This window comes from Acinetobacter sp. ANC_7503, from assembly GCF_056780035.1.
The window spans coordinates 99,444-124,991 of sequence record NZ_JBWYJA010000010.1 but is presented as its reverse complement, the minus strand read 5'-3'; the positions used below and the strand labels follow the sequence as shown (position 1 = coordinate 124,991).

The 25,548-nt window shown below is 37.2% G+C and carries 24 protein-coding genes, 1 tRNA gene and 1 pseudogene; 19 read left to right on the top strand and 7 right to left on the bottom strand.

Annotated elements, in window-relative coordinates; genetic code table 11:
* The first annotated feature begins 71 nt into the window (after window positions 1–71).
* From AC1M9M_RS11670 to AC1M9M_RS11590, 17 genes are all read left to right on the top strand, one after another.
* Window positions 72–1,205, top strand: a complete 1,134-nt coding sequence (locus AC1M9M_RS11670) for an amidase (protein WP_481596402.1) — start codon at window positions 72–74, stop codon at window positions 1,203–1,205.
* On the top strand, window positions 1,202–2,359 hold the full coding sequence (locus AC1M9M_RS11665; RefSeq protein WP_481592079.1) for an acyl-CoA dehydrogenase family protein: 1,158 nt from the start codon (window positions 1,202–1,204) through the stop codon (window positions 2,357–2,359). Before AC1M9M_RS11670 ends, AC1M9M_RS11665 begins: the two co-directional genes overlap by 4 nt.
* Before the next feature lie 24 nt (window positions 2,360–2,383).
* Window positions 2,384–2,743 (top strand): hypothetical protein, encoded by a 360-nt coding sequence (locus AC1M9M_RS11660; protein WP_035266405.1) that lies wholly within the window; start codon window positions 2,384–2,386, stop codon window positions 2,741–2,743.
* A gap of 10 nt (window positions 2,744–2,753) precedes the next feature.
* Complete coding sequence (locus AC1M9M_RS11655) at window positions 2,754–3,290, top strand: nuclear transport factor 2 family protein (protein ID WP_481592080.1); 537 nt, start codon at window positions 2,754–2,756, stop codon at window positions 3,288–3,290.
* A 30-nt stretch (window positions 3,291–3,320) separates the two neighbouring features.
* A complete protein-coding gene (locus AC1M9M_RS11650) occupies window positions 3,321–4,598 on the top strand; it encodes an aromatic ring-hydroxylating oxygenase subunit alpha (RefSeq protein ID WP_035266339.1) in 1,278 nt (425 codons plus the stop codon).
* A gap of 10 nt (window positions 4,599–4,608) precedes the next feature.
* Window positions 4,609–5,094, top strand: coding sequence for an aromatic-ring-hydroxylating dioxygenase subunit beta (locus AC1M9M_RS11645; protein ID WP_092767687.1), 486 nt, complete (start codon window positions 4,609–4,611; stop codon window positions 5,092–5,094).
* Window positions 5,095–5,103: 9 nt separating this feature from the next.
* On the top strand, window positions 5,104–5,841 hold the full coding sequence (locus AC1M9M_RS11640; RefSeq protein WP_481587683.1) for an SDR family NAD(P)-dependent oxidoreductase: 738 nt from the start codon (window positions 5,104–5,106) through the stop codon (window positions 5,839–5,841).
* Window positions 5,842–5,871: 30 nt separating this feature from the next.
* Window positions 5,872–6,825 (top strand): PDR/VanB family oxidoreductase, encoded by a 954-nt coding sequence (locus AC1M9M_RS11635; protein ID WP_481596401.1) that lies wholly within the window; start codon window positions 5,872–5,874, stop codon window positions 6,823–6,825.
* 49 nt (window positions 6,826–6,874) lie between these two features.
* Complete coding sequence (locus tag AC1M9M_RS11630) at window positions 6,875–7,837, top strand: p-hydroxyphenylacetate 3-hydroxylase reductase component (protein WP_180028234.1); 963 nt, start codon at window positions 6,875–6,877, stop codon at window positions 7,835–7,837.
* A gap of 226 nt (window positions 7,838–8,063) precedes the next feature.
* On the top strand, window positions 8,064–9,299 hold the full coding sequence (locus tag AC1M9M_RS11625) for an OprD family outer membrane porin (protein ID WP_481587681.1): 1,236 nt from the start codon (window positions 8,064–8,066) through the stop codon (window positions 9,297–9,299).
* Window positions 9,300–9,337: 38 nt separating this feature from the next.
* Window positions 9,338–10,477 (top strand): ABC transporter substrate-binding protein, encoded by a 1,140-nt coding sequence (locus AC1M9M_RS11620; RefSeq protein WP_481587680.1) that lies wholly within the window; start codon window positions 9,338–9,340, stop codon window positions 10,475–10,477.
* A gap of 85 nt (window positions 10,478–10,562) precedes the next feature.
* Window positions 10,563–11,600 carry a branched-chain amino acid ABC transporter permease gene (locus AC1M9M_RS11615; protein WP_481596400.1) on the top strand — a complete coding sequence of 346 codons (1,038 nt, stop codon included), beginning with the start codon at window positions 10,563–10,565 and terminating at the stop codon, window positions 11,598–11,600.
* A complete protein-coding gene (locus AC1M9M_RS11610; RefSeq protein ID WP_481592084.1) occupies window positions 11,597–13,399 on the top strand; it encodes a branched-chain amino acid ABC transporter ATP-binding protein/permease in 1,803 nt (600 codons plus the stop codon). The genes AC1M9M_RS11615 and AC1M9M_RS11610 overlap by 4 nt, the downstream gene beginning before the upstream one ends.
* On the top strand, window positions 13,396–14,169 hold the full coding sequence (locus AC1M9M_RS11605) for an ABC transporter ATP-binding protein (RefSeq protein WP_481596399.1): 774 nt from the start codon (window positions 13,396–13,398) through the stop codon (window positions 14,167–14,169). Before AC1M9M_RS11610 ends, AC1M9M_RS11605 begins: the two co-directional genes overlap by 4 nt.
* A gap of 38 nt (window positions 14,170–14,207) precedes the next feature.
* Window positions 14,208–15,209, top strand: coding sequence for a ketopantoate reductase family protein (locus tag AC1M9M_RS11600; RefSeq protein ID WP_481587678.1), 1,002 nt, complete (start codon window positions 14,208–14,210; stop codon window positions 15,207–15,209).
* Complete coding sequence (locus AC1M9M_RS11595) at window positions 15,199–15,942, top strand: class II aldolase/adducin family protein (protein WP_481596398.1); 744 nt, start codon at window positions 15,199–15,201, stop codon at window positions 15,940–15,942. The genes AC1M9M_RS11600 and AC1M9M_RS11595 overlap by 11 nt, the downstream gene beginning before the upstream one ends.
* 17 nt (window positions 15,943–15,959) lie before the next feature.
* Window positions 15,960–16,946: a TauD/TfdA family dioxygenase gene (locus AC1M9M_RS11590; protein WP_481596397.1), complete on the top strand. Its 987-nt coding sequence runs from the start codon at window positions 15,960–15,962 to the stop codon at window positions 16,944–16,946.
* Window positions 16,947–17,552: 606 nt separating this feature from the next.
* On the opposite strand, the gene AC1M9M_RS11585 is transcribed toward AC1M9M_RS11590, so the two are convergent.
* Window positions 17,553–18,914, bottom strand: coding sequence for a spinster family MFS transporter (locus AC1M9M_RS11585; RefSeq protein WP_481596396.1), 1,362 nt, complete (start codon window positions 18,912–18,914; stop codon window positions 17,553–17,555).
* Window positions 18,915–19,086: 172 nt separating this feature from the next.
* On the opposite strand from AC1M9M_RS11585, the gene AC1M9M_RS11580 reads away from it, so the two are divergent.
* Together AC1M9M_RS11580 and AC1M9M_RS11575 are read left to right on the top strand one after the other, a co-directional pair.
* Complete coding sequence (locus AC1M9M_RS11580; protein ID WP_092767707.1) at window positions 19,087–19,536, top strand: MarR family winged helix-turn-helix transcriptional regulator; 450 nt, start codon at window positions 19,087–19,089, stop codon at window positions 19,534–19,536.
* Window positions 19,537–19,633: 97 nt separating this feature from the next.
* The gene (locus AC1M9M_RS11575) at window positions 19,634–20,710 is read left to right on the top strand and encodes a nitrilase-related carbon-nitrogen hydrolase (RefSeq protein WP_180028226.1); all 1,077 of its coding nucleotides are present in this window, start codon (window positions 19,634–19,636) and stop codon (window positions 20,708–20,710) included.
* Between the two features lie 48 nt (window positions 20,711–20,758).
* On the opposite strand, the gene AC1M9M_RS11570 is transcribed toward AC1M9M_RS11575, so the two are convergent.
* The 6 genes and pseudogenes from AC1M9M_RS11570 to cysS all read right to left on the bottom strand — a co-directional run bounded on the left by AC1M9M_RS11570 (window position 20,759) and on the right by cysS (window position 25,326).
* Window positions 20,759–21,418, bottom strand: a complete 660-nt coding sequence (locus AC1M9M_RS11570; RefSeq protein ID WP_481596395.1) for a cupin domain-containing protein — start codon at window positions 21,416–21,418, stop codon at window positions 20,759–20,761.
* Between the two features lie 230 nt (window positions 21,419–21,648).
* Entirely contained in the window at window positions 21,649–22,140 is a 492-nt protein-coding gene (locus AC1M9M_RS11565) for a hypothetical protein (protein ID WP_481596394.1), read from the bottom strand.
* Window positions 22,133–22,729: a hypothetical protein gene (locus AC1M9M_RS11560; RefSeq protein WP_481596393.1), complete on the bottom strand. Its 597-nt coding sequence runs from the start codon at window positions 22,727–22,729 to the stop codon at window positions 22,133–22,135. Before AC1M9M_RS11560 ends, AC1M9M_RS11565 begins: the two co-directional genes overlap by 8 nt.
* Window positions 22,730–23,033: 304 nt before the next feature.
* Window positions 23,034–23,278 (bottom strand): annotated as a pseudogene (locus AC1M9M_RS11555) (PAAR domain-containing protein); the annotation flags it as partial.
* Window positions 23,279–23,764: 486 nt separating this feature from the next.
* Window positions 23,765–23,840, bottom strand: a tRNA-Gly gene (locus AC1M9M_RS11550).
* 64 nt (window positions 23,841–23,904) lie between these two features.
* Entirely contained in the window at window positions 23,905–25,326 is a 1,422-nt protein-coding gene (gene cysS, locus AC1M9M_RS11545) for a cysteine--tRNA ligase (RefSeq protein ID WP_481596392.1), read from the bottom strand.
* Window positions 25,327–25,548 lie beyond the last annotated feature (222 nt).

The window sequence follows — 25,548 nt, the reverse complement described above, 5'->3', positions numbered from 1 at the left end:
CAAAATAACTTGACAAATACATTAATTTTTCAGATATTGATGTTGAGTATAAAAATACATGGAAAAGTGAATTGAATATTATATCTAGAAGTCTCTCTTTAGGAGATGGAAAAATTAGAGTCATGGTTAAAGACTCAATTGATATACAAAATGAAGTGACGACACTTGGAACTCAGGCGCGCGTTGAAGCATGCCCTGCAAACTCACACGCTGAAATTATAAAAAATATACTCAACAGTGATTGCAAAATTATTGGAAAAACTCATCTTCATGAACTTGCATTCGGTATAACTGGAGTAAACAAAAACTTCGGAACACCTTTAAATGTTAAGTATCCGAAGCTTATTCCTGGAGGTTCTTCCAGTGGTTCGGCTGCAGCTGTTGCGGCGGGTCTAGCAGACTTTAGTATTGGTACAGATACAGGTGGCTCAATTCGTATGCCAGCCGCTTGCTGTGGAGTGTATGGTTTAAAACCTTCATTTGGGCGTGTTAGCCGTGTTGGGGTTTGGCCAAAAGATACCACTTTAGACTGTGTTGGGCCATTCGCATCAGATATCAATAATCTGATTCTTGCTATGCAAATCATTGATCCTACTTTTAAACAAATCCAAATTGATCAACAGCAGATTCAATTAGGAATATTGCGTGTCGAAGCGGAATCTGAAATTTGGCATGTCTTAGATGCTGAGTTAACAAAAATTGATTTACCTCAAAAAAATCTAGTCATAAACAATATTGATGAAGCATATCAAGCAGGTATGTCGATCATTAATTATGAAACTTGGGGTGCATATCATGATCTTACTCAAACTGGACTTCTAGCCAATGATGTTCAGCAGCGTTTATTAAAAGCATCTGAAACCACTCAAAAAGATGTTGAAAATGCTGAATTAATCAGAACTCAATTCACAAAGCAGATCAATGATTTACTCAACAACGTTGATGTCTTGATACTGCCGACACTACCTCAATTTCCACCTAAATTAGACGAAGCTGAAAATACTGTTGCTTTCCTCAATTTAACTAAGCTCGTGCGACCATTTAATTTATCGGGCCATCCAGCGCTCACGATTCCATATGAAACATCAAATGGCTTACCTGTCGGTATGCAATTAATCGCTAAGCATGGTGAAGATGAAAAATTGTGTGCTATTGCACAACACATTGTCGATATTACGAAGCATTCACAAGGAGGTGGCAAATGAGCAATTTAGCCAAAGATCAAACTGAGAGCTTGATTGATCTTGAAGAATTATGTCAAGAGATTAGACAGCGAGCGTGTTCGGGTGAATTCGACGAACAAGCATACGTGAGTCAAGACATTATTCAAAAACTGAAATCAATTGGGGTATATCGTGCTTTAGTTCCTAAACGTTTCGGTGGTGATGAGGTTTCACCGCGTACGTTTTGTGAACTTATTGAAAGGCTTTCTAAAGCAGATGGATCAGTAGGTTGGGTTGCAAGTTTTGGTATGAGCCCAGCTTATCTTGGGAGTTTACCTGAAGAGACACTTTCTGAACTTTATAAAAATGGCCCAGATATCGTTTTTGCTGGTGGAATTTTTCCACCGCAAGCTGCTCAAGTGACCGATGATGGTTTAGTTGTAAAAGGCCGTTGGAAATTCTCAAGTGGTTGTAAAGGTGCAGATATCGTTGGTGTAGGCATTGCCCCGATCAAAGATAATGAATCTCATGGCTTACCACGTATGGCTGTTTTACCAGCGCATAAAGCACAAATTGAAATGACGTGGGATACAGTAGGTTTAAAAGGCACAGGTAGTCACGATCTCATTGTCGATAATGTACTTGTACCTGAGCATTGGACTTTTGTTCGGGGTGAGCCATCTAAACTCAGCGAACCATTTTTCAAATATCCATCCCTCTCTTTGGCGACTCAAGTCCTCACCGTAGTCGGAATTGGCGTAGCCTCGGCGTCATTGGAAGAATTTAGAAAATTAGCTCCAGGTAAGTCGTCGATTACTGGAGGTGCAGAAATTGCTAATCGACCTATCACTCAGTACGAATTTGCGAAAGCTGAAGCTGAGTTCCTAGCTGCAAGAACATGGTTCTACAACACCATGGATATTGTATGGGAAGAAGTACTCAACGGGCGAAAACCTGCGCCACATTTAATTAGTGATATGCGTCTATCTTGTACACATGCTGCAAGAGTCTGTGCAAAGGTCACACGCAAAATGCAAATGTTAGCTGGCATGACTGCCATTTATACCAACCATCCATTTAGTCGCTTTGTGAATGACACGAATGTCGTGACACAGCATGCATTTATGGGTGATGCAACTTTACAAAATGCTGGTGCGATGAGCTTTGGGCTTAATCCGACACCTGGATATTTATAAATGACCGAAAAGAAGGAAATCGAAATGGAAGCTAAAAAATCATTACGCGTATTGTTCTGTATGGGGATTAACCAAAACTTCTTTGATGCAGAGCCAGCAGAAGCAAAGGCAGTATGGGCAGCATTTGGTGAAATGTGGAATGGTATCCATGATTTACCTGGCGTTCATGTATACGGCAACTTAGATGATGATCAAAGCATGGTAGGTGCAAGTACGGGTTGGCCTTGGACAACCTATTTATTGGCTGATGTGCCTGATATTGAAACAGTTCATGCTGCATGTAATTTATTCCGTACGACTGTGGTCGGAGAAGGTCCATATAAACTTTGGAAGTATTGCAAAGTTGAAGCAAGAGTTGGTCGTGAATTAATTATTCAACGATAAGGATATCGATATGGTCGACTCTAATGAACTCAAAAGCATTCTTCAACGTCTTCAACAGTTGGAAGCGCAGAATCAAATTCGTAATTGCGTAAATCGCTATATGGAAATTTGTGATGAACTTAATCAAAACACAAATTTAGAAGCGCTGATGGATTTATTTGATCGTGAGTGTATTTGGGAGGGGGTAGGGAAAAAATACGCCCAGTCATTTGGTCGGCTTGAGTCTTGGCAGGCAGTATATGACATGTTTAAAACATACACGCTGAAGGACTCGCATTTTGTTATGAATGCACATTTTGTGAATTCTGAACAAATTTATATTGATGGTGATGTGGCTGTTGGTCACTGGTTGATGTTGCAAACATCAACTTTCAAAACGGGTGCAAGCCACTTGAATGCAGCCAAACTGACAATCCGTTTTAAGCAACAAAATAATGGCATTTGGAAAATCAAACACTTCCAAACAGAAAATATTTTCAGTCGACCAGTAACGCATTGGACCAGTGATGATGAGTTACCAGTACCGCAATCAAATTTAGTCGGTTGAGTTGCATAAACAGTTATAAGGGAATACATGATGAATAGTGCAATACCAGTTCAAAATATTGAAATTGATTACAATGAATTAGTTCAAAGTGACCGAGTGCATACCTCTTTATATAAAGATGCACAAATCTTTGAAGATGAAATGGAAAAAATTTTCTACAGCACTTGGGTTTGGGTTGCTCATGCAAGTGAAATTCCAGATGCTGGTAGTTATAAAACGATTAATATTGGTAAACAACCTGTAGTGGCTGTACGAGATCGTAAGAAAAAAGTCCACGTTTTACTCAACCGCTGTCGCCATCGTGCTGCTACAGTTTGTGAGCATAAAAAAGGCAAAACAAATAGCTTTGTATGTCCATATCATGGTTGGAGTTACGCTTTAGATGGTACATTGCGTGGCGTTCCTTCACCTGAAAGTTATGGCGAATGTTTAGATAAATCTGAATTTCCACTGATCAGCCTACGTGTAGAAGAATATAACGGCATGATCTTTGCGACCTTCAAAGACGATATTGAGCCATTAGAAGACTTTTTAGGTGCTGCGAAAAAGTGGATTGATCTATTCATGAAGCAAGGCGCAGGTTATCCAGTCAAAGTATTAGGTGAACATCGTTTTACATTCCCAGGTAATTGGAAGATTCAGTTGGAAAATACAACTGACGCGTATCATTTCCCATTGGTTCATAAATCATTCTTAAGTTCTGTAGACGAAAAAACAGAAGAGCTTTTCAACTTTGAAAATCAACCAGGCTATGTTGAAGATCTAGGAAATGGTCACAGCGTGATGGTGATGATTCCAGAACTGGTAGATCTTGATGAAGAGTTGATGGAGCGACCAATCCAAGAGCGTTTTGAAGAACTTGCCCAAGCGCTACGTGAAGAAGGTCATGAGGAACTTGAAGTTCGTCGAATTTGCCGTGCTGTAGGTGGTTCGGGCTTTAACTTAAATATTTTCCCTAACATTGCATGTTCTATGGCGTTCTTCCGTGTAATGCAACCATTAGCGGTAGATAAAACTGAAATTCACCACTCAGTGATTACGATGGATGGTGGACCACAAATTGCCAACCAATATCGCCTACGTCTACATGAACATTTCCAAGGTCCTTTCGGTTTTGGTACGCCAGATGATGCGGAAGCTTGGGAGCGTGTACAGCATGGTGCAAATGCGGGCAATGATCTTTGGATCATGTTGAACCGTGGTTTACCAGGAGAAGTCAAAACTGAAGATGGTCTGAAGAGTGACGTGAGTGCTGAAACAGGCATGCGTGGCGCTTACCAACAATGGAAAAAGTTGATGACGGCTTAAGGGGAAGAGCATGAAAATTAATTTAAATCTTTTGAACGAAGTAACAGCATTCATTTGGGCTGAAGCTGACATGTTAGATCATTCAGAGTATCAAGCATGGTTAAATTTATGGAATGAAAATGGCAAATACATCATTCCAATTGATCCATCATTGACAGATTACGAAAACCATTTGAACTATGCATATGACAATCACCACATGCGTCAATTACGTGTAGAGCGTTTAGAAAATGGTGAAGCAATCTCGACAGCTCCCAAGGCCAATACTGTTCGTAGCCTGTCACGTGTGCGAATTATTGAAGAAACTGATCACAAGATAATTTTACGCTGTGCACAAAATTTAAGAGAGTTCCGCAAAGAAAATTTGCGTCATTACACTGCTGATGTGATTTATGAGCTAATACGTCAAGAGAATGGCGAACTCAAAATAGACCGTAAAATTATCAATCTAGTCAATTCGACAGATACCTTAGCTGGTATCAGTTACATTCTATAGGAGGTGACCATGTCACAAGTTGTTTTGGTTACTGGTGCTGCCTCTGGTTTAGGTAATGTGATTGCTGAATATTTTGCTGAACAAGGGCATCAAGTTATTTTAACTGCAAGTACCTTAGAAAAAGCGGAAAGTGCTAAAGCTGAGAGTCAGTATCCATCGCAAATGTATCCCTTAAAACTGGATATATCAGTAGAGCAGGACTTTAGAGAAGCAGTGAGTTGGATTGAAACTCATTTCAACAAGTTGGATGTTTTAATCAATAACGCCACAGTAACTAAAGCAACTCCTGTCCTTGAAATCACTGCGAGTGATTTTGATTGGGTGACACAAGTCAACCAACGAGGAACCTTTCAGTCATGCCAAATTATTGGTCAATATATGGCATCTAAAGGCTTTGGTCGAATTATCAACATGGCTTCATTGGCTGGTCAGAATGGTGGTACTGCAACGGGAGCGCATTATGCAGCTTCAAAAGGGGCAATCGTAACTTTGACTAAAATTTTTGCAAAAGAATTTGCCGCTAAAGGTGTGACGGTAAATGCCGTAGCACCAGGACCAATGGAGTCTCCAATAGTACACAGCGTTGTTTCAGATGAAAAAATGGAAGCGTTTATCAATAACATTCCTGTCAAGGCTTTAGGCAGTATGAGTTTTATCGCTGAAACTTGTGCTTTGTTAGCATCCCCACAAGCAGCTTTTGTGACAGGAGCAACATGGGATATTAACGGAGGACTATTTATGCGCTAAGCATTGGCTTAGTCATAAAGGGGGAAAACTATGAACGAAAAATACTCCGTAATAGTAAATAAAAGATCAGTAGAAGCGGAAAATGTTGTTGTCTTAGATTTAATTTCAGCAACTGAGTCTCCATTACCTGAAATCGAAGCTGGATCACATATCGATCTATTCCTGCCTAATGGGTTAATCCGTCAGTATTCTCTATGTCAAGATCCTAGTTTAAAAGGTGTTTTTCGACTAGGGATCTTAAAAGACGAAGCATCAAGAGGGGGGTCACTGTCGGCGTTTAATGACATCTTTGAAGGGATGCAACTACAAGTCAGCCATCCTAAAAATTTGTTCCCATTGTTAGATGCATCTCACAGCATTTTAGTTGGTGGTGGTATTGGGATTACACCGTTAATTACCATGGCTTATGATTTATTAAATAACGATAAGTCATTTGAATTGCATTATTGTGCAGCTTCCAAACAAACCGCTGCATTTGTAGATGAAATCAAGCAAGGTCCCTTAGCGAGTTATACAACTTTCCATTTTAAAGATGATGGTGCAAATCATCGTGAATTTTTTGATCACGCAATGAAAGATATTGCCAAAGATTCACATTTATATACCTGTGGTCCTAATGGATTTATGGATTGGATTATTAATCTTGCTGAGTCTAAGGGTTTTAGTTCCGATCAATTACATAAAGAATATTTTCAGGTAGATATTGATTTAGGTGGTGCTAGTTTTGAAGTTGTTGCACAACAAAGTGGTAAAACGATTCAAGTAGCTCCAGAGGAAACTATTCTGCAAGCTTTAGCGCGAGAAGGGATAAAAGTCGAGTTATCGTGCGAACAAGGCGTTTGTGGAACGTGTATGTGTGATGTGCTTGAAGGCGAACCCGATCATCGAGACGTCTACTTTACTGACGAAGAAAAAGAAAGTAATGAGCAGATTTTAGTGTGTTGTTCTCGATCAAAAACACCGAGATTAGTTTTAGATATTTAATAGTTGAATTGCCATCATGGAAGGTCAATTTGGGATTCAGGAGAAGGGAATGAATAGTTATCAAAAATCGGAAGAACAAGCTATTGATCCGATGAAATTCCGCAGAGCACTCGGTAATTTTGCAACTGGGGTTACCATTATTACAGCGCAAAATGCGCAAGGTGAAAAAGTGGGTGTAACTGCCAATAGTTTTAACTCAGTTTCATTAGACCCACCTTTAATCTTGTGGAGTATTGATAAAAAATCGACCAGTTTTGAAGTTTTTAAAAACTCTAGTCATTTTGCAGTCAATATTTTATCTGGATCTCAAATCGAGGTATCGAATAAATTTGCTAAACGCAATATTGATAAATTCGAAGGAGCAAACTACCGTTTGGGTGTAGGTAATGCTCCAGTTCTGGAAAATTGCTCTGCTGTTTTTGAATGTGAATTATTTCAAATTGTAGAAGGCGGGGATCACTGGATTATTATTGGAAAGGTCGTTAATTTTCAAGATGAAGGTCGTAGTCCATTAGTATATCACCAGGGTGCGTACTCAGCAGTAACACCACACCCAATGTTAAGAATTAAAGATTCAAATCCAGTCCAAACTGATGATTTGGGTCAACTATATCAAGGTAACTTATATAATAATGTTGCCTATCTCATGAGTCGAGCATTCAAGTTTTATCAAAATGATTACATCCCAAAGCAATTAGTCACAGGTTTTAGAACGAGTGAAGCTCGAATGCTTTTAGTGCTAGGCAGTGGTGCAAGTTCATGCAAAGATGATTTACCACGTGATATAGCAATGCCTATGCGAGAAATAGAAAGAGCAGCGGAAATCCTTAAGAAGGATGAGCTACTAGTCGAAACAGAAGAATTCTACCAATTAACGGATAAAGGTAAAAAAACCGCACATTATTTATTTGATATAGCTGATGAGCATCAAAATGAAGTATTTGCAAAATACAGTGACCAAGAAAAGAATACCTTTATCACCATTCTAAAAGATATTGCGGGTATTCATTAAATCAAATTGGGCTAAATGTTAGATCATTTGGCCTTTTTTTCAATCTATGAAGATTTAAAAGGGATTTAATTATTAATTAAGGTATATAAATATACTTAAAAGAAAATTGAATTTTCTATGGAATTGGAAAAGAATTGGGTTGAATATATGAAATTTCATATAGCTGAATAGAAAAAATTAAACAGGGTTGAGTGAGAAAATCAGTAAAAAACTAAGGGGAAGTTGAGTGAAAAAGTTACCTACATTTGCAATACTAGCAATTTGCTGTAATACAGCAGTTTATGCGGACTTGGTAAAAGATAGTCAAACGACAATAAATTTAAGAAATTTCTTTATTGATCGAAATAACACAACACAGCCTGATGTTGGTAGTTGGTCACAAGCATTAGGTCTAAAGTTTAGTTCAGGTTATACCAATACACCCATTCAGGTGGGTTTTGACGTGACTTCAAGTTACGCACTAAGATTATCAAATCATAATGCTGAAAGGTCTGATTCGATCTTACCATTTGATCCCATAAAAAATGAGCAAGAACGTAGTTATAATAAATTTGGTGCAACCTTAAAGCTGAAATATAAAGATTCTGAGCTATTAGTTGGGGAACTTTCGCCAAAAACACCTGTTGCATTTATTGATGATTCACGTCAGTTGGTGACAACATATGCTGGTGCGGCATTTGAAACCAAAGCCATTCAAGATTTAAAACTGTCTGCTGGACGAATCACGCATATTAATGCGCGTAATGATGATGAGTTTGAAAAACTAAGCTTGTTTGCACCAGGTAAAGCAAGAATAGAAAGTAATGGTTTAAGTTATGTTGGTTTAGACTATAATTTTAGCCCTAAAATTTCAGGCTCTTACTGGTTTGGTCAGCTGGAAGATATTTATAACCAACATTATTTAAATGCAGCATATAACACTCAAATTGGCGACTCTAAAATCAAATTAGATGCACGTTATTTCCATAACAGTGAAGCTGGTGACAAATACTATGGAAACATAGATAGCAAAACATTTGGCGTTCAGGCCAACATTCAAAATGGCTCACATAGTTTTGCTGCAGGTGTTCAAAAAAATTCCGGGGATACCAATTTTCCAACATTTGATGGATTCGCTCCTCAACCTTTCCTACATACTTGGTCAACTTTAGGTTTCATCAAACCTGAAGAACTTACTTATCATGCACTTTATTCTTATGACTTTAAAAATGTTGGTTTGCCGGGTTTAAGAACGACTTTGCGTTATTTATATGGTACGAACATAGAGCGTAATGGCCTACCAGATAATAAAGAAACTGAAGCTAATTTCATTGTCGGCTACACCGTTCCAGAAGGGTCTTTTAAAGGGTTGGGTATAGAATGGAGGTATATCGACACGACTACTAAATATGGTGCAGGAACAACCAATGGTAATGATTTTGTTGAAAATCGAATCATTACTACATATAGCTATAAATTCTAATTACATAAACAGTTAATGGACAAACTGGAGATTATATGATGTTTAAAAAATTATTATTATCAACAAGCTTAATCGCAATTGCCACTTATGCTCAAGCTGATATCACGATTGGAGTTGTGACATCATCATCCGGACCTGTAGCAATGGTAGGTATACCACAAAAAAATACAGTTGCTTTATTACCTAAAAAAATTGGTAATGAAAATGTTCGATATATTTCTCTTGATGATGCGAGTGATCCTACAGCATCTGTCAAAGCTGTCGAGAAACTAATTAAAGAAAACAAAGTTGATGCAATTATTGGTCCTTCTGGTTCACCAAATGCTTCTGCAGTGATAGGGACAATTGCTAAAGCGAAAGTACCTCTTCTTGCACCTGTTGGTACTTCTACGATAGTCATGCCAATGACGGATCAAAAAAAATGGGTGTTTAAGACCACTCAGAATGATGAAATCATCGCAGAAGCGCTTGTGCAAGATATGGTGAAGCGAAAAATTACAACTCTAGGATTTATCGGTACTGCTGATCCGTATGGAGAAAACTGGGGAAAAGTCTTAGCGAATTTAGCAAAGAAAAATGGGATTAAAATCGTTGCTCAAGAATCATTTCAACGTCAAGATACCTCTCTAACTGGTCAAGCGTTAAAACTCATAAGTAAAAAACCACAGGCAATTCTAGTTGCAGCACCAGGTAGTTCAGCAGTGCCTCCACAAACTGCTTTATATGATCGAGGCTATCGAGGGCAAATTTATCAAACACATGGTGCGGCTTTAGATCAATATTTAAAAATGGGTGGCAAGAAAGTAGAAAATACGATTTTAGCTGCCAGTTTAATGCTTGTTTTAAATGAAGTATCTAATACACATCCTTCTAAGAAAATTGCTACTAAATATATCAATGATTATAAAGCAAAATATAAACAAACACCTGCAACCTTCGGGGCAAATGTGTATGACGCAGGTATTTTGCTTGAAAAAGCTGTACCGACTGCTTTGAAAAAAGCAAAGCCTGGCACCGTGCAATTCCGTGAAGCTCTACGTGATGCATTGGAATCTACAAAAGAAGTCGCAGGAACTCAAGGCGTGTATAACATGAGCCCATCTGATCATAGTGGATTTGACAAGCGTGGGCGTGAAATGATCATTGTTAAAAATGGTCAGTGGAAACTACTGAAGTAAATTTAGCTTTTCATAAATGAACTCAGAGCGATATGCATATATCGCTCTAGGTAAATTCATCCTCAAAAAAGGGTAGGAAGATGTTATGGATTTAAATATCGCGTTAATTTTGGGGCAGGATGGTATTACCAGTGGTGCTATTTATGCATTATTAGCGCTATGTATCATTTTAGTTTTTACTGTCACTCGGATATTACTTATTCCATTGGGTGAATTTGCTGTATTTGGTGCATTGACTTTGGCATCCATTCAAGCAGGTATTCCAAGCTTAATAGTTTGGCTGGTAGTTGCGTTTTTTATTGTCAATACAAGTCTGGATTTATACGCTAAATTTTCTAAAAATCAAATATTTAATATCAAAATTTTTATTGCGTCATTGATTTATATTTCTTTGATCGTTATCGCAATGTACACACTACCTTTAGCGACGCTTCCAATGCCAATTCAAGTTTTATTGACTTTGGCTGTGATTACACCGCTTGGTCCTCAAATGTATCGCACTTTTTTTCAACCTTTAGTCGCAGCCAAACCTTTAGTTTTGTTGATCGTGTCGATAGCGGTTCATGTGGCATTAGTCGGTTTAGGACTCGTGATATTCGGTCCAAATGGTGCTCAAACACAACCATTTAGTGACAAAAGCTTTGAGATTGGAACTCTTGTTTTAAGCAGTCAAACTTTGATCATTATCGTTTCATTCTTTGTGATGATTTTAGTGCTTTGGTATTTCTTTGAAAAAACACTCTATGGTAAGGCTTTGCATGCAACCGCTGTCAATCGAGTCGGTGCACAGCTCATGGGTATTTCTCCAATCTTTGCGGGCAAACTGACTTTTGTTTTAGCTACATTTATCGGAACGTTATCAGGCATTTTAATTGCACCGATCACAACCCTGTATTACGACTCAGGATTTATTTTAAGTCTGAAGGGATTTGTAGGAGCAATCATTGGAGGACTAATCAGCTTCCCAGTCGCAGCAATTGGTGCCGTGATTGTTGGTGTTATTGAGTCTTTCTCAATGTTTTGGGCAAGTGATTACAAAGAAATCATCGTCTTTACATTAATTATTCCTTTCTTACTTTGGAAATCACTCACAACTCGTCATGTTGAGGAGGATGAAGAATGAAATCAAAAACTTATTTCTTTATATTTGCGCTAATTGTATTCATCAGCCCATTTTTTTTACCGACCTATCAAGTCACTTTATTGAACTATATTGGTCTAAATGCATTAGTCGTGTTAGGTCTTGTATTGGTGACAGGCGTTGGAGGCATGACTACATTTGGTCAAGCAGCCTTAGTTGGAATTGGCGCATACGCAACTGCTTACTTAACTGTGACTGAACAATTACCAAGTTTCCTCGCATGGACAGGTGGCAATCCTTGGTTTGGACTTCTGCTCGGAATATTCATTACAGTCGCATCTGCGATTTTGGTGGGTGGCTTAACACTTAAACTTTCAGGGCATTATCTGCCTTTAGGTACGATCGCTTGGGGCATTTCACTTTATTATTTCTTTTCGACCATTGAAACTTTAGGTGGGCATTCTGGAATTTCGAATATTCCCTCTATTTCTATCGCAGGATTTGCCTTTGATAACGGCAACAAAATGTTCTACCTCATTTGGCTCATTGTATTTATTGCCATTATTTTGACAAAAAATCTTTTAAATTCTCGAGAGGGGCGAGCAATCCGTGCTTTGAAAGGCGGACAAGTAATGGCTGAGTCTATGGGAGTAAATACGTTTAGAGCAAAAATGATCATCTTTGTGATTGCTGCAATTTTTGCATCAATTTCAGGGTGGCTTTATGCACACACGCAAACTTTTATTAACCCGACACCTTTTGGACTCCAAATGGGTATCGACTACTTGTTTATGGCGTTGTTAGGCGGTGTCGGTAGTATTTGGGGTGCAATATTAGGTGCAGGCATATTCACCATGGTACGCCAATGGTTGCAAGACGCTTTGCCTATTATTTTTGGCGGACAAGGTCATTATGAAACAATCGTATTTGGATTAATCATTGTTGTATTGATGCAAAAAGCACCATCAGGGATTTGGTCATTTATTACTAAGTTGATCCCAAATAAATATAAGCCTGTAGATTTATATCCTTCAATCCACCCCATTCCTCAAATGGACAAAGTAGAAAATCAAATCAACAAGGGTGAATTGATATTAGATGCGAAGAACATCACGAAAAAATTTGGTGGCTTGGTTGCGAACAATGAAATGAATCTGAAAATTCACGCTGGAGAGGTTCTCGCTTTAATTGGTCCGAATGGTGCTGGTAAAAGTACCATGTTCAATCAAATATCAGGTGTAGATGTTCCAACAAGTGGTGAAGTTTTATTTAAAGGTAAAAAAATAAATGGCATACCATCCAGAGAAATTGCAAAATTAGGATTGAGTCGCACATTCCAACACGTAAAAATATTGCCTGAAATGACTGTATTAGAAAATACAGCCATAGGTGCACATTTGCGCGGAGAAAAAAGTGTCATCTCATCCATGTTACTTCTTGATCGAGTTGAAGAAAATGAACTTCTCAATGAGGCTAAATATCAACTAGAACGTGTAGGGCTTGGAGAATATTTGTATGTCGAAGCTGGCAGTTTAGCACTCGGGCAGCAACGTATTTTAGAAATTGCACGTGCTTTATGTGCGAACCCAAGCTTATTACTACTTGATGAGCCCGCAGCAGGATTAAGATTTAAAGAGAAACAAGCCTTAGCTGAACTTCTATCTAAATTACGTGCTGAAGGTATGGCAATTCTCTTGGTCGAGCATGATATGGACTTTGTCATGAATCTCGCAGACCGAATTGTGGTCATGGAGTTCGGTCAAAAAATTGCTGAAGGATTACCAGAAGAAATTCAAAAAAATGAAGCTGTATTGGAAGCTTATTTAGGAGGTGCTGCATGATCACAATGCTTGGAAATCAAGAGGGCACGCCTCTGCTAGAAGTAAATAATTTGAGTGTTGCTTACGGAAAAGTCGAAGCGCTTTCAAATTTTAATATGCGTGTTAATCAAGGCCAAATTGTTTCTGTTGTTGGTCCAAATGGTGCGGGTAAAACAACTTTATTGTCTGCAATTATGGGGGTGCTGGGTTCTAAAGGAAACGTCGATTTCGATGGGCATGTGGAGCAATGTCCACAGGTTGAGCAAATGGTCATTCGTGGGCTCGGATTAGTGCCTGAAAAACGGGAGTTATTTGGAACAATGTCTATTGAAGACAATCTTATGCTTGGCGCTTTTCAACGCTATCGCCAAAGAGACAAAGAAATTTTCAGCACTTTAGATGAAGTGTATGACATTTTTCCTCGTTTGAAAGAAAGACGATCTCAGCAAGCAGGAACACTTTCTGGTGGTGAACGACAAATGCTTGCAGTGGGTCGTGCACTCATGGCTAAACCTAAATTGTTGATGCTTGATGAGCCGAGTTTGGGATTAGCACCACTCATCACTCGAGAAATTTTTAAGGTCATTGACCAATTAAGAGGACATGGCGTGTCTATCTTGTTAGTTGAGCAGAATGCCAGAGCTGCTTTAAAACTTGCAGATTATGCTTATGTCCTTGAAATGGGAGAACTATCAATGGAAGGAAGGGGCTCTGATTTAGTTGAAGATCCAAGAATCATCGAAAGTTACTTAGGAATTAATAGTAAGCATCAAGACGTATTATCTATTTAGAACATAACTACTCATACGCTTTTCAGGGATTTGAATGGATGTCAAAAAAAATTTTGGTATATGGTGCTGGAGCCATAGGCTGTGTAGTTGCTGCTAGATTAACGCTAGCAGGACACCAAGTCACTGTTCTAGCGCGAGGGGAAAAAGTCGAAACGCTAAAGCAAAAAGGGATTCATTTAAAAGATGTACTGGGTGAATTTCAAGTACATCCATCTCGAATTGTGGATACTGAAGAATGCATTGAAAAACAGGATTTTATATTTATAGCAACCAAGTTTAACGCTTTATACGAAATCTCAACTCAGCTGAAGCGTTATATGCATAACGCGACAGTCATCGTGCCGTTAATGAATGGCATACCCTTTTGGTATTTTTACGGTTTAGAGAATAACTCTGAACATTCAAGCATAAATTGTTTAGATCAACAGGGCGTTTTAAATGACCATTTTCCATTAGAACATTTAATTGGCGCTGTCGTATTTATTACAGCGCAAAGTGTCAATGGAAATGAGGTCAAATCAGACAATCCATATTTGTTGATCTTTGGTGAGCCAAGTCATCAAATGACTGAACGATTACATGCGCTTGTTGAATTGTTTGAAAATACAAGTATCGAAGCACGACCCGTAGAGAACATCCGAGATCAAATTTGGACCAAGGTTATGGCTAACTTGAGCTCCAACCCATTATCGGTTGTGGCTGATGCTCCGCTAAGTAAAATTTATTCTGATCACAATTTAACTCGAATTACGCAACAAATTTTATATGAAGTTCGAGCTGTTGCGGCTTGCTATGGCGCTCGTATCAATATCGACCCAAACACATTTTTAAAATTGGGTTCAGAGATGGGGGAAACATATACATCAATGTGGCATGACTACAAAAATCATCGCCCTTTAGAGTTAGCACCCATTGCAGAAGCTGTATTTGAATTGGCAGATGCTTATGAATGTCCGATGCCGACATCCAAACTTATATATGAATTAACGGTCTATTTAAGCGAACAAGCCAGAACAAGGAATAATGAAGATGAAAAATAATGTATTGAATGTGTCTGAAGCTGAATGGGAGCTCAGAGTTAAATTAGCGAATTGTTATCACCTTATTGATTATTTTGGTTGGACGGAAACAATTTTTAATCATGTCTCAGCGCGCTTACCAGGAGCTGAACACTATTATTTAGTAAATCCTTTCGGCTTGAACTATACGGAAATCACACCCGAAAATTTATTAAAAGTTGATTTAAACGGTAATAAAGTGATTCATTCTGAATATGATGCCAATCCTGCAGGATTTGCTTTACATAGTGCTGTTCATGGTGCTCGTGATGATATTCGATGTTTAATACATACACATACCACACCAATCAGTGCCATTGCACAAAAGAAAGATGGCTTTAAAAATGACAATTTTTATGGTGCGCAGTTATATGGTCGGGTAGGCTATCATGCCTTTGAAGGCATTACCCTATTCGAAGAAGAAAAACAAAGAATGATCAAAAGTTTAGGTGATCATCACATTCTGGTACTTAGAAATCATGGTGTAGCTGTGGGAGAGAGTACGATTGAAAAAGCTTTTTTCCTACTCTGGACAGTTCAACGTGCGGCAGAAATACAATGCCAAGCGGATTCAATGCGTGGTGACGATGTTGAATTAGATCATATCGTAAAACAGAAGTGTGCAGACTTAACTCAAATGTTAATTCAAGAAAGTGCTTTCGCAGATAAGTTTTTTAATGCGATGGTTCGAAAAATGCAGGAAAACAAACACTAGTTCAGGGATAAATTGCGATGAATACGATATTAAAAGAGAAAATCAGTCATAAGTCGGCATGGGTGGGCAAAGACCTAAAAAATCAGACAGATTGGATTTATTATTTAAGCGCAGAAATGCTTCATGAATTAAGCCAAAATTTGCAATTGATAGAACAACAAGATCTAGAAATTGATCAATTGAATAACACGCATTTAACGATTAATAATTCACAAGTTTTATCTGAATTTAAAAAATATGCCGATGAGCTTGAGAATGGATATGGTTTCTTTCTATTAAAAGGTTTGGATGTCTCTAAATTTAGTGAACGCCAATTGGCGATTATTTACTATTTAATAGGCATGTATATGGGTCAACCCGTTACCCAAAATCCTAAAGGCGATTTATTGGGTAAAGTAGAAAACGTTGGTGATCTTAACAACAAATCAACGCGAGTTTATGAAACAAACGCATATCTCCCTTACCACACTGACTTATCTGACGTAGTTGGATTGCTATCAATTAGAAAAGCAAAGAGTGGAGGATTGAGTAGTCTCGTCAGTGCTGCAACAGTCTACAATAGAATTTTAGAAAATTATCCTGAATATCTTGGTTATTATTATCATCCAACATATTGTGATCATTTGGGAGATCTAGAACCTACCTTGACACCAATTTTTAGTTATTATGAAAACAAATTAAGCTGTCGCTATTTAAGAGCTTATATTGAACTTGGGCATGAGCGAAAAGGAATACCTTTATCCAGAGTTCAAGTCGATGCGCTTGATATTTTCGATCAGTACATACAAGATCCTGATCTCAGACTAGATATGATGCTTGAACCGGGTGATATGCAGTTCTGTAATAACTATTGTGTAATGCATTCACGATCGTCATTTGTAGATGATGAAGACATCTCAAAGCGAAGAAAATTATTAAGATTATGGTTAAAAATGCCTAATGCCCGATCTTTAGCCAAGGATTTCCCAGGTAGAAATGGTATTCAAAAAGTAAATCTTTCTTAAAAAATGTTCAATATTTGACTACAACCTGACTCGGACTTTTAAGGCCGAGTCTTTTTTTTTGCGATTACTCAAAAGTTGTAAGACTGAATCTGATTCAGAGATGAGTATAAATAATAATTACGCACTCATCTGATTGATCACCTAAACAATATTCTTTTTTTGTTAACGCGCTATATGGTTCGGCATCATATCGTCTAACAATATTCACACTTTGAATGAGTTAAGTTAAATCAGCTTCTGGAAGTGAGTTTTCCTCATTCAGCAGTCCTGAACGCATTTTAGTAAATTTGAGAGTGATTTCTATTCAAGTAGGGAGAATAATCTGCTCTTCAAACGAAAAATGTTGAAAGCCTAGACCTGACAGGGGATACGTCGTTTATCTTTATTTAATCGGGCATCGGACATGGGTATTCATCATAATGCGGCTTTGGCTTGCAACAAGTAGACGTTGATTATTTTTTTTCTACCTTTGATTAGTTTAATCATTATTGATTCTCAGTTGAGAAAAAAGAACTCGAACAGATGTTCGAGTTCTTTTTCTAAAATAAACTAAATATGAGCTTAGATTTTAGAAAATGCTTTATGTAATTTTGCATAAATCACTTCTTATATGACCATTTCATCTTTTTCTACATCTAGACTTTTCACAAAATGTTTACATCCTGTTTTGAGTAAAATAATCGTCAATAACGCTGAGAATCCACCTACGATTGAAATTGAATAACCCACCATGTTGGTATCCCCGAATACTTTATCGGTAATTAATGCGACTAAAGTAGTTCCAATACCTAAACCAATTAAGCTGCTGATTAACAAGAAAATTGCAGAAATTTGAGCTCGTAATTGATTTGGAGCTAAAATTTGCATAGCTGCTGTAGAGGTTGGCATTGGGAAAGATGCAAAGAACATAGCCACTGTAAAAATAGCAACAGATAACCACAGTGAGTCTACTAATGTATAGCTAATAATCGGTAAGATAATTCCTAAACCACCTAAATAACCAGCATACATTGCAGCATCACGTCGACCTTTACTTGTCAGATAGTCAGTTAACCAGCCTGCAAAGAAAACGCCAGATGTGTTTGCGATAAGTAGAATCGTTCCTAACATATAACCTGTTTCAACAGGACTTAGACCAAAGTTACGCATATAAAATGCAGGTGACCAGCTCATGACACAAAACAATGCCATTGCATAGAATGTGAAGCCCATGTAGTGACAGGTAAATGTCTTACTGTGCTTTTTTAAGAATTTAAACGAATCCGTAAATTTAACTTTTACGACATTACCTGAGGCATCGAGTTTTTGTCCTGTTCGTTGCGGATCTCTTACTGTTAAAATAAATAAAAGACCAATAAAAACGCCTGGCAATCCAACGAGAATAAAGGCAACTTGCCAAGCCTTCATCATGCCGAGTAAAGGAACATCAATAAACGTTGCATCTTTTAATAAGCTGATTACATAGCCGCCAACGAGAAAAGCCATCCCTCCACCGATAAAAGAACCAATGGAGTAAATACCAACGGCTTTACCTAATTTGTCTTTACTGAACATATCACTAAACATGGAATATGCTGCGGGTGATAATGCTGCTTCACCAATGCCAATCCCCATTCTTGAAAGAAAAAGTTGAATGAAGTTTTTACTTAGACCACAAGCCGCTGTTGCTAAGCTCCAAAAAATAATGCCAATTGCAATAATTTTTGGTCGGGAAAATCGGTCTGCTAAATAAGCGATAGGCAATCCTATAAATGCGTAAAATAGGGAAAAAGCTAAACCGTGCAATAGACTAAACTGAGTATCAGTTAAATTTAAATCTGCTTTGATCGGTTCAATCATCAAGACTAAAATTTGTCGATCAATATAAGAAAATATATAAGCCAACATACATAGTGTGACTACGTACCAAGCGTATCTCGTATTTTTTTTGACCGAAGCGGGTTCTTCAGCATTTAGAGTATTCTGCATTTTCGTATCCTATATCCTTAAGGGTTTGATTTTATTCCATTATTTTTTTAGCTAAACTGTGACTAGGTATTCAAATTTAAGCAGCATTAGTCATATATAATGCAAAGTTAAACTCAAATACTTTTTATCAGCATACTGATAATATTTATGATTTTATAAAAGGGCAATAGGTATGTTTAAAAAAAATACGAATTCACCTGAAATATTTGATAATGAATCGGGTTACCTTGGATTTTTATTAAGAAAGACATCTCATGTATATCGTTTAAAAATGGAGCGTGTACTTGCTGAATATTCAATCACTCCACCACAGTTCACAATTTTGAAAATTATTTTGACTTACCCAGGTTTCACAAATGCGGAAATAGCACGTTTTGCTTCATTAACACCGCAAACAGTAAATTTGATGATCTCAAAATTAGAAAAACAAAATATTCTCTATAAAACTTCTCATTCTACGAATAAGAAAATTCAATTAATTGAGATATCAGATTTAGGGAAAAAACTTATGGAAGATTGTGGTGATGCTATTGATCGTTTAGAAGATTCTCTAGTCGATGGTTTTAGTGAAAGTGAAATAAGAATTGTCAGGAATTGGATGAAAAAAATTAATGAAGAATAATTTTCTAAATTATTTGGTTTTTGAACTTGCATAATTATCAGTACACTGATAATTTTTAAGTACATAAAAAAACTGAATGGATTTAGAGGAAAATAAAATGATCAAACCTTATGGTGTAGTAGGATTAGTTCCAACAATATGGGGCACAAGTTGTAGAGCAGATATTATGAAAAATATCTCTCATTTAGAGGAACTTACATCCGGTGCATTATGGTTGAGTTCTTTAGATATTCCAGTAAGACTGTTGGTTCTCCCAGAGGGGGCATTACAGGGCTTCAACGATGAAGCACTCGATGTTGATATTCAAGAATTTTTGGATGATGGTGCGATCGATATACCAGGCCCTGAAACAGATCGTTTAGGTGAGTTAGCTAAAAAACATAATGTTTTTATCATGGCGCAAGCCAAAGCTAAAAATGAGGATTGGCCAGGCATTATGTTTAATGTCGGATTTATTATAAATCCTCAAGGCGAAATTATTTTAAAACACCACAAAATGTCTGCTTTATTGCCATGCGAGCGTTCAGCATCACCTCATGATTTGTATGATGAGTGGGTAAAAAAATATGGCGAAGAGCTTCAATCATTTTGGCCAGTAGTTGATACGGAAATTGGTCGATTGGGCATCATGATGGCAATGGAAGGTAATTTTCCAGAAAATGGTCGAGGCCTAGCGATGAATGGTGCTGAAGTCGTCTATCGTGCATCTTTACCAGCTTCATTTACTGAAAATGATGTATTTGAAATCTCCAATCGTGCTCGTGCTTTAGAAAATAATATGTACGTAGTAGCACCTAATATTGGGGGGATGTATCTTGATGAAAATACATTAGCACCGATCGATTGTGGTGGTGGTCTTTCTATGATTGTGGACCATAAAGGTAAAATAGTGGGTAAACAGCATGATACCAATGGATCTACCTATGTGACTGGTGTAGTTGATATAGAGGCACTTCGTTATCATCGTACACACGCTCAGGTGACCAATTGGATGAAAGATATACGTGCAGAATGCGCACAATTAATTTATAAAAATAATATATATCCTAAAAATTTGTATTTGCAGCAAAAACAGGGACATCACGACGAATATAAAGCGGAAGTGATTGATAAGCAAATTCAGAAGCTTATTGATATGGGTGTCTGGAAAAAAAGCGCATATGATGAGTCTTAATCAATGCACTAGCTTAAAAACCCAATAATGTATTGGGTTTTTTTGGGTTCATATATTTTTTAAATGATCTTTTTTTACATAAATCAAAGCGCCAGAACCACCTGCTTTGATTTCAATACGATGTTGAGTCGGAAACCTCATCCACGAACCAGCTGAATAATTTCGTTCATTCATCACCAGTTCACCTTCGATAATGAAAATTTCAATACCGTTATGATATGTTGATTCGAAAAATTGTTGGCTTTCGAGTTTTTCGAGAAAGGTGTGTTCATACTCAGATTGAAACAGTTGGCAAATCTTTCTGTTGTTTAAATAGGTCCAGTTTCGCTCGTCACGAGTATCAATTCGGGTAGCTAATTTTTCTTCTTCAGACATTTGCATGAGTTTCACCAGGATCAGACATCCATCTAAGCTCGAGACAATATGTTTAGAAAGGTGAGGATTTCGCATATACCATCCAGATGGATAGTGCTGATGATCATCTTCAGTAAAAGTCCCTTTTAACACTAGAACTTCTTCACCGAAGGGGTGTTGATGCTCTGGGAACTGAGAATTTGAAGGGAACTCAACTAGGCTAGTTGCTCTTGCTTGTTCTAAGCCAACACGATCGAACATCATTCGTTTAACTTCGCCTGTTGGGGATTGAATCCATTGGTAATCCTCTGGAGCAATCATCACAGGTTGAGAGAAGTCAGCATTTAATCTCATGCTTTTAGCCTAAAAAAGTGCATTAAAGTGATTAATTTTATCAAAAAAAGCGTGAATTTAAGATGAAAACCTGTTCAAGTTCGAGAGTGATTGGGCGTGGAGCAACTTTGACTTTGGTCGGCTAGCTCCTCTTTTCTCCTTCCAATAATTTAATCTATGTCGACTTTATTTGAGAATCTAAGTCAATAAAAAAGCACTTTATAAGTGCTTAATTGCAACATAAGAATGAACTAGTTCGGGATATTTGATTGTTTTACGATACATGGATATTCAAACGTTCCAGCGGTAGTATCTTTCAATAAATTTGACCAAAGTTTATTTTTGGTATTAATCCAACCATAAATATCTTCATAGAACTCCGAGTTTAAATTAGCTTTTTCAATGTAAGATTTATTGAGTAGAAATTTAGTCATTAAGCACATAGAGTTAAGCTCTACAGGATTACGATCTTTTTCAAGACTGAAGTTATTTTTGGCTTCTTTTTCATACTTACGAAGCATAGTTGCTTTTAAAAGAGTAGATTCGAATAACTCCATTGTTAAATTATTTGGGGAGGTTTGATTAGCTAAAGCAAAAATATTTCCATCAATACGTAACATTGTAGGTAAAAAACTTGCTTGAATATCCACTTCTTGTTGAAGTGAAGGCGATGAATTACATCCAGTAGAAAACAATGCAGCAGTTAAAATAGTAACTATTAATAAATGTGAATTTTTAAACATCGGGATAAATTCCTTGTTCAGCTAAAACCTTTAGCATTTTTGGATTATAATCTTGGTTGAAGAGTAATTTGTACATTGAGCGGTTGATTTTCTCACCACTATTTTTCATCTGTAAAACTGCCGCACCAGCCATTACATCACTAATATTAAGATCATCTAAAGTACCTTTGAGTCCAATCAGATCTTGAATAGCGAAAGTTGTTCCAAACCTAGTTTTAAACTCATTACTTTTAAATTCTGCAACGATTAATGCTGCTTCTTTCACAACATTTTTTTTCAAATATCTCTGGAACAGAACGTACATTCTTGTGTGGTAGCCTGTTGCAGATAATAGATTCTCATGTGGTAATACATCATGTTCTAATCCAAAACGAATTGCCAATGCGTATTCTAGCTTATTTGTATTTGCTAAGTGTTTCCACATATGAGCAGACATCATAAAGTTGTATGGTTGAACTATTTTCCGATTAAACTCTAAAAGGCAAAATGGTTGACTGACAGAACAGTTTTCAATTTTATCAGGGTAGCCTTCCCATGCTTTAGCATTACCAGGAACTGTTTCAGTGTTTGGACCTAATTTATCACTCATAATTTTACTCAAAAGGTTTCATAGGCTTAGATAAATCGAATGTTTCAACTTTCACCTCAGCAGGTTGATAACCAATTTCATGAACTATTGTTTTGCCATCATTCCCGGTAAAGTTTTCAATTTTTTCACCATTTGGTAATGTTAAAATATAGAAAAAATCAGCAAGAGGTGTTCCGTTGTGTTCATCTTTGAATTCAAATTGAGCTTTATAAAGCTCTTTGTTATCAATTAAATTGTTAGATTCAACTAAAGCATTTGTACTTTGAGAAAATGAACCCATTCCCAATCCTGGTGACTTTCCAACTAGAACTTGACCTGGAATAAAAGTCGCCCCACATGTAGTTTTATCTCCAGCGACAATCATTGCCTTGCCATTAATAAGACAAGACTATTACTAGCTATTGCTGAAACCATTGTTTTGCATTTCGGACAGTAGTGTTTCATACCTTGAAGATGAGCAGCTTTTCCCTGAACAATAAAAGTACTATCAACTTCAGTAACTACACCACCATGAGTTGTTTTATCGCCTATTGTTATTGTTGCTTGCATTTTAAGTCTCAAGTTGACTAACCCAATTGAATAGTCAAATATTATCGATAAAAAGGCTGTGACATGTGATGCTCTTTTGTAAACAAAACATATTGAATAATAATGTTATTTCAAAATTACGTAGTTGCTAGGATCTATGGTCATTATTAAGTTGTAATTTAGCGTTGGAATTGAATAATTTTATGTTTTTTTAATATTAATATGGGAATAATAGCTAGGCACTTATTTGTTGACTCACACTTTAACGTTTTTGCATAAATGCGGTAATCGATTTCTAAATTTTTGACTTATAACTATTCATTTAAAATCTCATTTTTTATAAATAATTTGGCTGTTGGCTGTTGGCTGTTGGCTGTTGGCTGTTGGCTGTTGGCTGTTGGCTGTGAAGTGTTGCCTCTTTCCAATAATTTAATCTATGTCGACTTTATTTGAGAATCTAAGTCAATAAAAAAAGCCTCAATCTTTCGACTGAAGCTTTTAAAATTTTGGAGCGGGAAACGAGACTCGAACTCGCGACCCCAACCTTGGCAAGGTTGTGCTCTACCAACTGAGCTATTCCCGCAATATGGTGTGAATTATAGTGATTTTGCACACCCTGTCAACACTTCCAAAATTTAATTGATGAATTAATCAGCACGTCGCCATAAAGTTCCTTGACGCGTATCTTCAAGTACAATGCCTTGATCAAGAAGATTTTGGCGAATCTCATCTGCACGTGCAAAGTTTTTCTCTTTCTTGGCATCTTTGCGTTGTTGAATGAGATCTTCAATTTCATCATTACTCAAAGATAAGCTTTCTTGACCAATATCTGATTTTAGGAATTCATCAACATTATGTTGAACAAGACCTAAGATATTGGTCAGATGGCGCAAGGTGGCATAATATATGGCCGCCTGTTCAGCAAGTTCGTCTTTTACGGCACGATTTAATTCTTTATTGATTTCAAAAAGTACGGCAATCGCTTCTGATGTGTTGAAATCATCACGCATTGCTGCATTAAACTTTTCAACGAGTACTTCATCGTATTGCGAATTAATTTCGGCACCATATATCTGTTGATATGCTTTAAATGAATGATAAAAACGACTTAATGTGTTTTTAGCTTCTTTAAGCGCGGTATCAGAAAAATTCACAGGACTACGATAGTGTGATGAAACAATGAAGTAACGAATAACTTCAGGATGGAATTTTTCCATGACATCGCGAATCGTGAAAAAATTGCCTAAAGATTTGGACATTTTTTCACCATCGACATTGATAAAGCCTACGTGCATCCAATAGTTTACATATTGTTCGCCAGTTGCAGCTTCACTTTGTGCGATTTCATTTTCGTGATGGGGGAAGGTTAAGTCAGAACCACCACCATGGATATCAAAATGATTACCAAGGCAACATGTAGACATTGCTGAACATTCGATATGCCAACCTGGACGACCATTCCCCCAAGGAGATTTCCAAGAAGGTTCATTTTCTTTTGCATGCTTCCATAGCACAAAATCGAAAGGATGTTTCTTTTCAACTTCAACATCGACTCGTTCGGAAGCACCTGCTTGCATGTCTTCGAGTTTACGACCAGATAGACGCCCGTATTTTTTAAATTTTTCAACTTCGAAGTACACATCACCGTTTGACGCAGGATATGCAGTGCCATTATTGACCAAAGTACCAATCATATTTTGCATTTGATCGATGTACTCTGTCGCACGAGGTGCTTCATCAGGTGCTAAGCATCCTAAATTGGCAGCATCTTCATTCATTGCCTGAATAAAGCGATCAGTGAGTGCTGTAATGCTTTCACCATTTTCATTTGCACGTGCAATGATTTTGTCATCAATGTCAGTAATATTGCGAATATATTTAACTTTCCAACCTTGGCTACGAAGAAAACGAATAATATAGTCAAATGCAACCATAACCCGAGCATGACCGATATGACAGTAGTCGTAAACTGTCATCCCACAGACATACATATCAATATGTCCTTCTTTGCGTGGTACAAACTCAACTTTTTTTCGTTGCTCTGAGTTATATAGAACAAATGGTTGCATAGGTCTTCAAAAAGCTAAAAAAATGGTGGTTCATCTTAACCTAAGGCTTATCTTTCACAAAGTTTTATGCGTAAAAAATCTATGCAAATGAAATTTATACATTTAAGAAAAAGATACTTGCATGCTTATGTTAATATATGAAGAATAATTTAATGATTGAAATTGTGGCTGAATCCAGCCTCAAGGTGCCCAGATTTGAATTCTGAAAATACTACATATCTA

What these genes read in the sequence shown, in the direction of transcription:
- AC1M9M_RS11620 (WP_481587680.1), top strand. Translation starts at nt 9,338, where the DNA reads ATGTTTAAAAAATTATTATTATCAACAAGCTTAATCGCAATTGCCACT.
- AC1M9M_RS11570 (WP_481596395.1), bottom strand. Translation starts at nt 21,418, where the DNA reads ATGAGATTAAATGCTGACTTCTCTCAACCTGTGATGATTGCTCCAGAG.
- AC1M9M_RS11575 (WP_180028226.1), top strand. Translation starts at nt 19,634, where the DNA reads ATGATCAAACCTTATGGTGTAGTAGGATTAGTTCCAACAATATGGGGC.
- AC1M9M_RS11580 (WP_092767707.1), top strand. Translation starts at nt 19,087, where the DNA reads ATGTTTAAAAAAAATACGAATTCACCTGAAATATTTGATAATGAATCG.
- AC1M9M_RS11600 (WP_481587678.1), top strand. Translation starts at nt 14,208, where the DNA reads ATGTCAAAAAAAATTTTGGTATATGGTGCTGGAGCCATAGGCTGTGTA.
- AC1M9M_RS11590 (WP_481596397.1), top strand. Translation starts at nt 15,960, where the DNA reads ATGAATACGATATTAAAAGAGAAAATCAGTCATAAGTCGGCATGGGTG.
- AC1M9M_RS11655 (WP_481592080.1), top strand. Translation starts at nt 2,754, where the DNA reads ATGGTCGACTCTAATGAACTCAAAAGCATTCTTCAACGTCTTCAACAG.
- AC1M9M_RS11640 (WP_481587683.1), top strand. Translation starts at nt 5,104, where the DNA reads ATGTCACAAGTTGTTTTGGTTACTGGTGCTGCCTCTGGTTTAGGTAAT.
- AC1M9M_RS11630 (WP_180028234.1), top strand. Translation starts at nt 6,875, where the DNA reads ATGAATAGTTATCAAAAATCGGAAGAACAAGCTATTGATCCGATGAAA.
- AC1M9M_RS11665 (WP_481592079.1), top strand. Translation starts at nt 1,202, where the DNA reads ATGAGCAATTTAGCCAAAGATCAAACTGAGAGCTTGATTGATCTTGAA.
- AC1M9M_RS11635 (WP_481596401.1), top strand. Translation starts at nt 5,872, where the DNA reads ATGAACGAAAAATACTCCGTAATAGTAAATAAAAGATCAGTAGAAGCG.
- AC1M9M_RS11595 (WP_481596398.1), top strand. Translation starts at nt 15,199, where the DNA reads ATGAAAAATAATGTATTGAATGTGTCTGAAGCTGAATGGGAGCTCAGA.
- AC1M9M_RS11565 (WP_481596394.1), bottom strand. Translation starts at nt 22,140, where the DNA reads ATGTTTAAAAATTCACATTTATTAATAGTTACTATTTTAACTGCTGCA.
- AC1M9M_RS11585 (WP_481596396.1), bottom strand. Translation starts at nt 18,914, where the DNA reads ATGCAGAATACTCTAAATGCTGAAGAACCCGCTTCGGTCAAAAAAAAT.
- AC1M9M_RS11650 (WP_035266339.1), top strand. Translation starts at nt 3,321, where the DNA reads ATGAATAGTGCAATACCAGTTCAAAATATTGAAATTGATTACAATGAA.
- AC1M9M_RS11660 (WP_035266405.1), top strand. Translation starts at nt 2,384, where the DNA reads ATGGAAGCTAAAAAATCATTACGCGTATTGTTCTGTATGGGGATTAAC.
- AC1M9M_RS11560 (WP_481596393.1), bottom strand. Translation starts at nt 22,729, where the DNA reads ATGAGTGATAAATTAGGTCCAAACACTGAAACAGTTCCTGGTAATGCT.
- cysS (WP_481596392.1), bottom strand. Translation starts at nt 25,326, where the DNA reads ATGCAACCATTTGTTCTATATAACTCAGAGCAACGAAAAAAAGTTGAG.
- AC1M9M_RS11615 (WP_481596400.1), top strand. Translation starts at nt 10,563, where the DNA reads ATGGATTTAAATATCGCGTTAATTTTGGGGCAGGATGGTATTACCAGT.
- AC1M9M_RS11645 (WP_092767687.1), top strand. Translation starts at nt 4,609, where the DNA reads ATGAAAATTAATTTAAATCTTTTGAACGAAGTAACAGCATTCATTTGG.
- AC1M9M_RS11610 (WP_481592084.1), top strand. Translation starts at nt 11,597, where the DNA reads ATGAAATCAAAAACTTATTTCTTTATATTTGCGCTAATTGTATTCATC.
- AC1M9M_RS11605 (WP_481596399.1), top strand. Translation starts at nt 13,396, where the DNA reads ATGATCACAATGCTTGGAAATCAAGAGGGCACGCCTCTGCTAGAAGTA.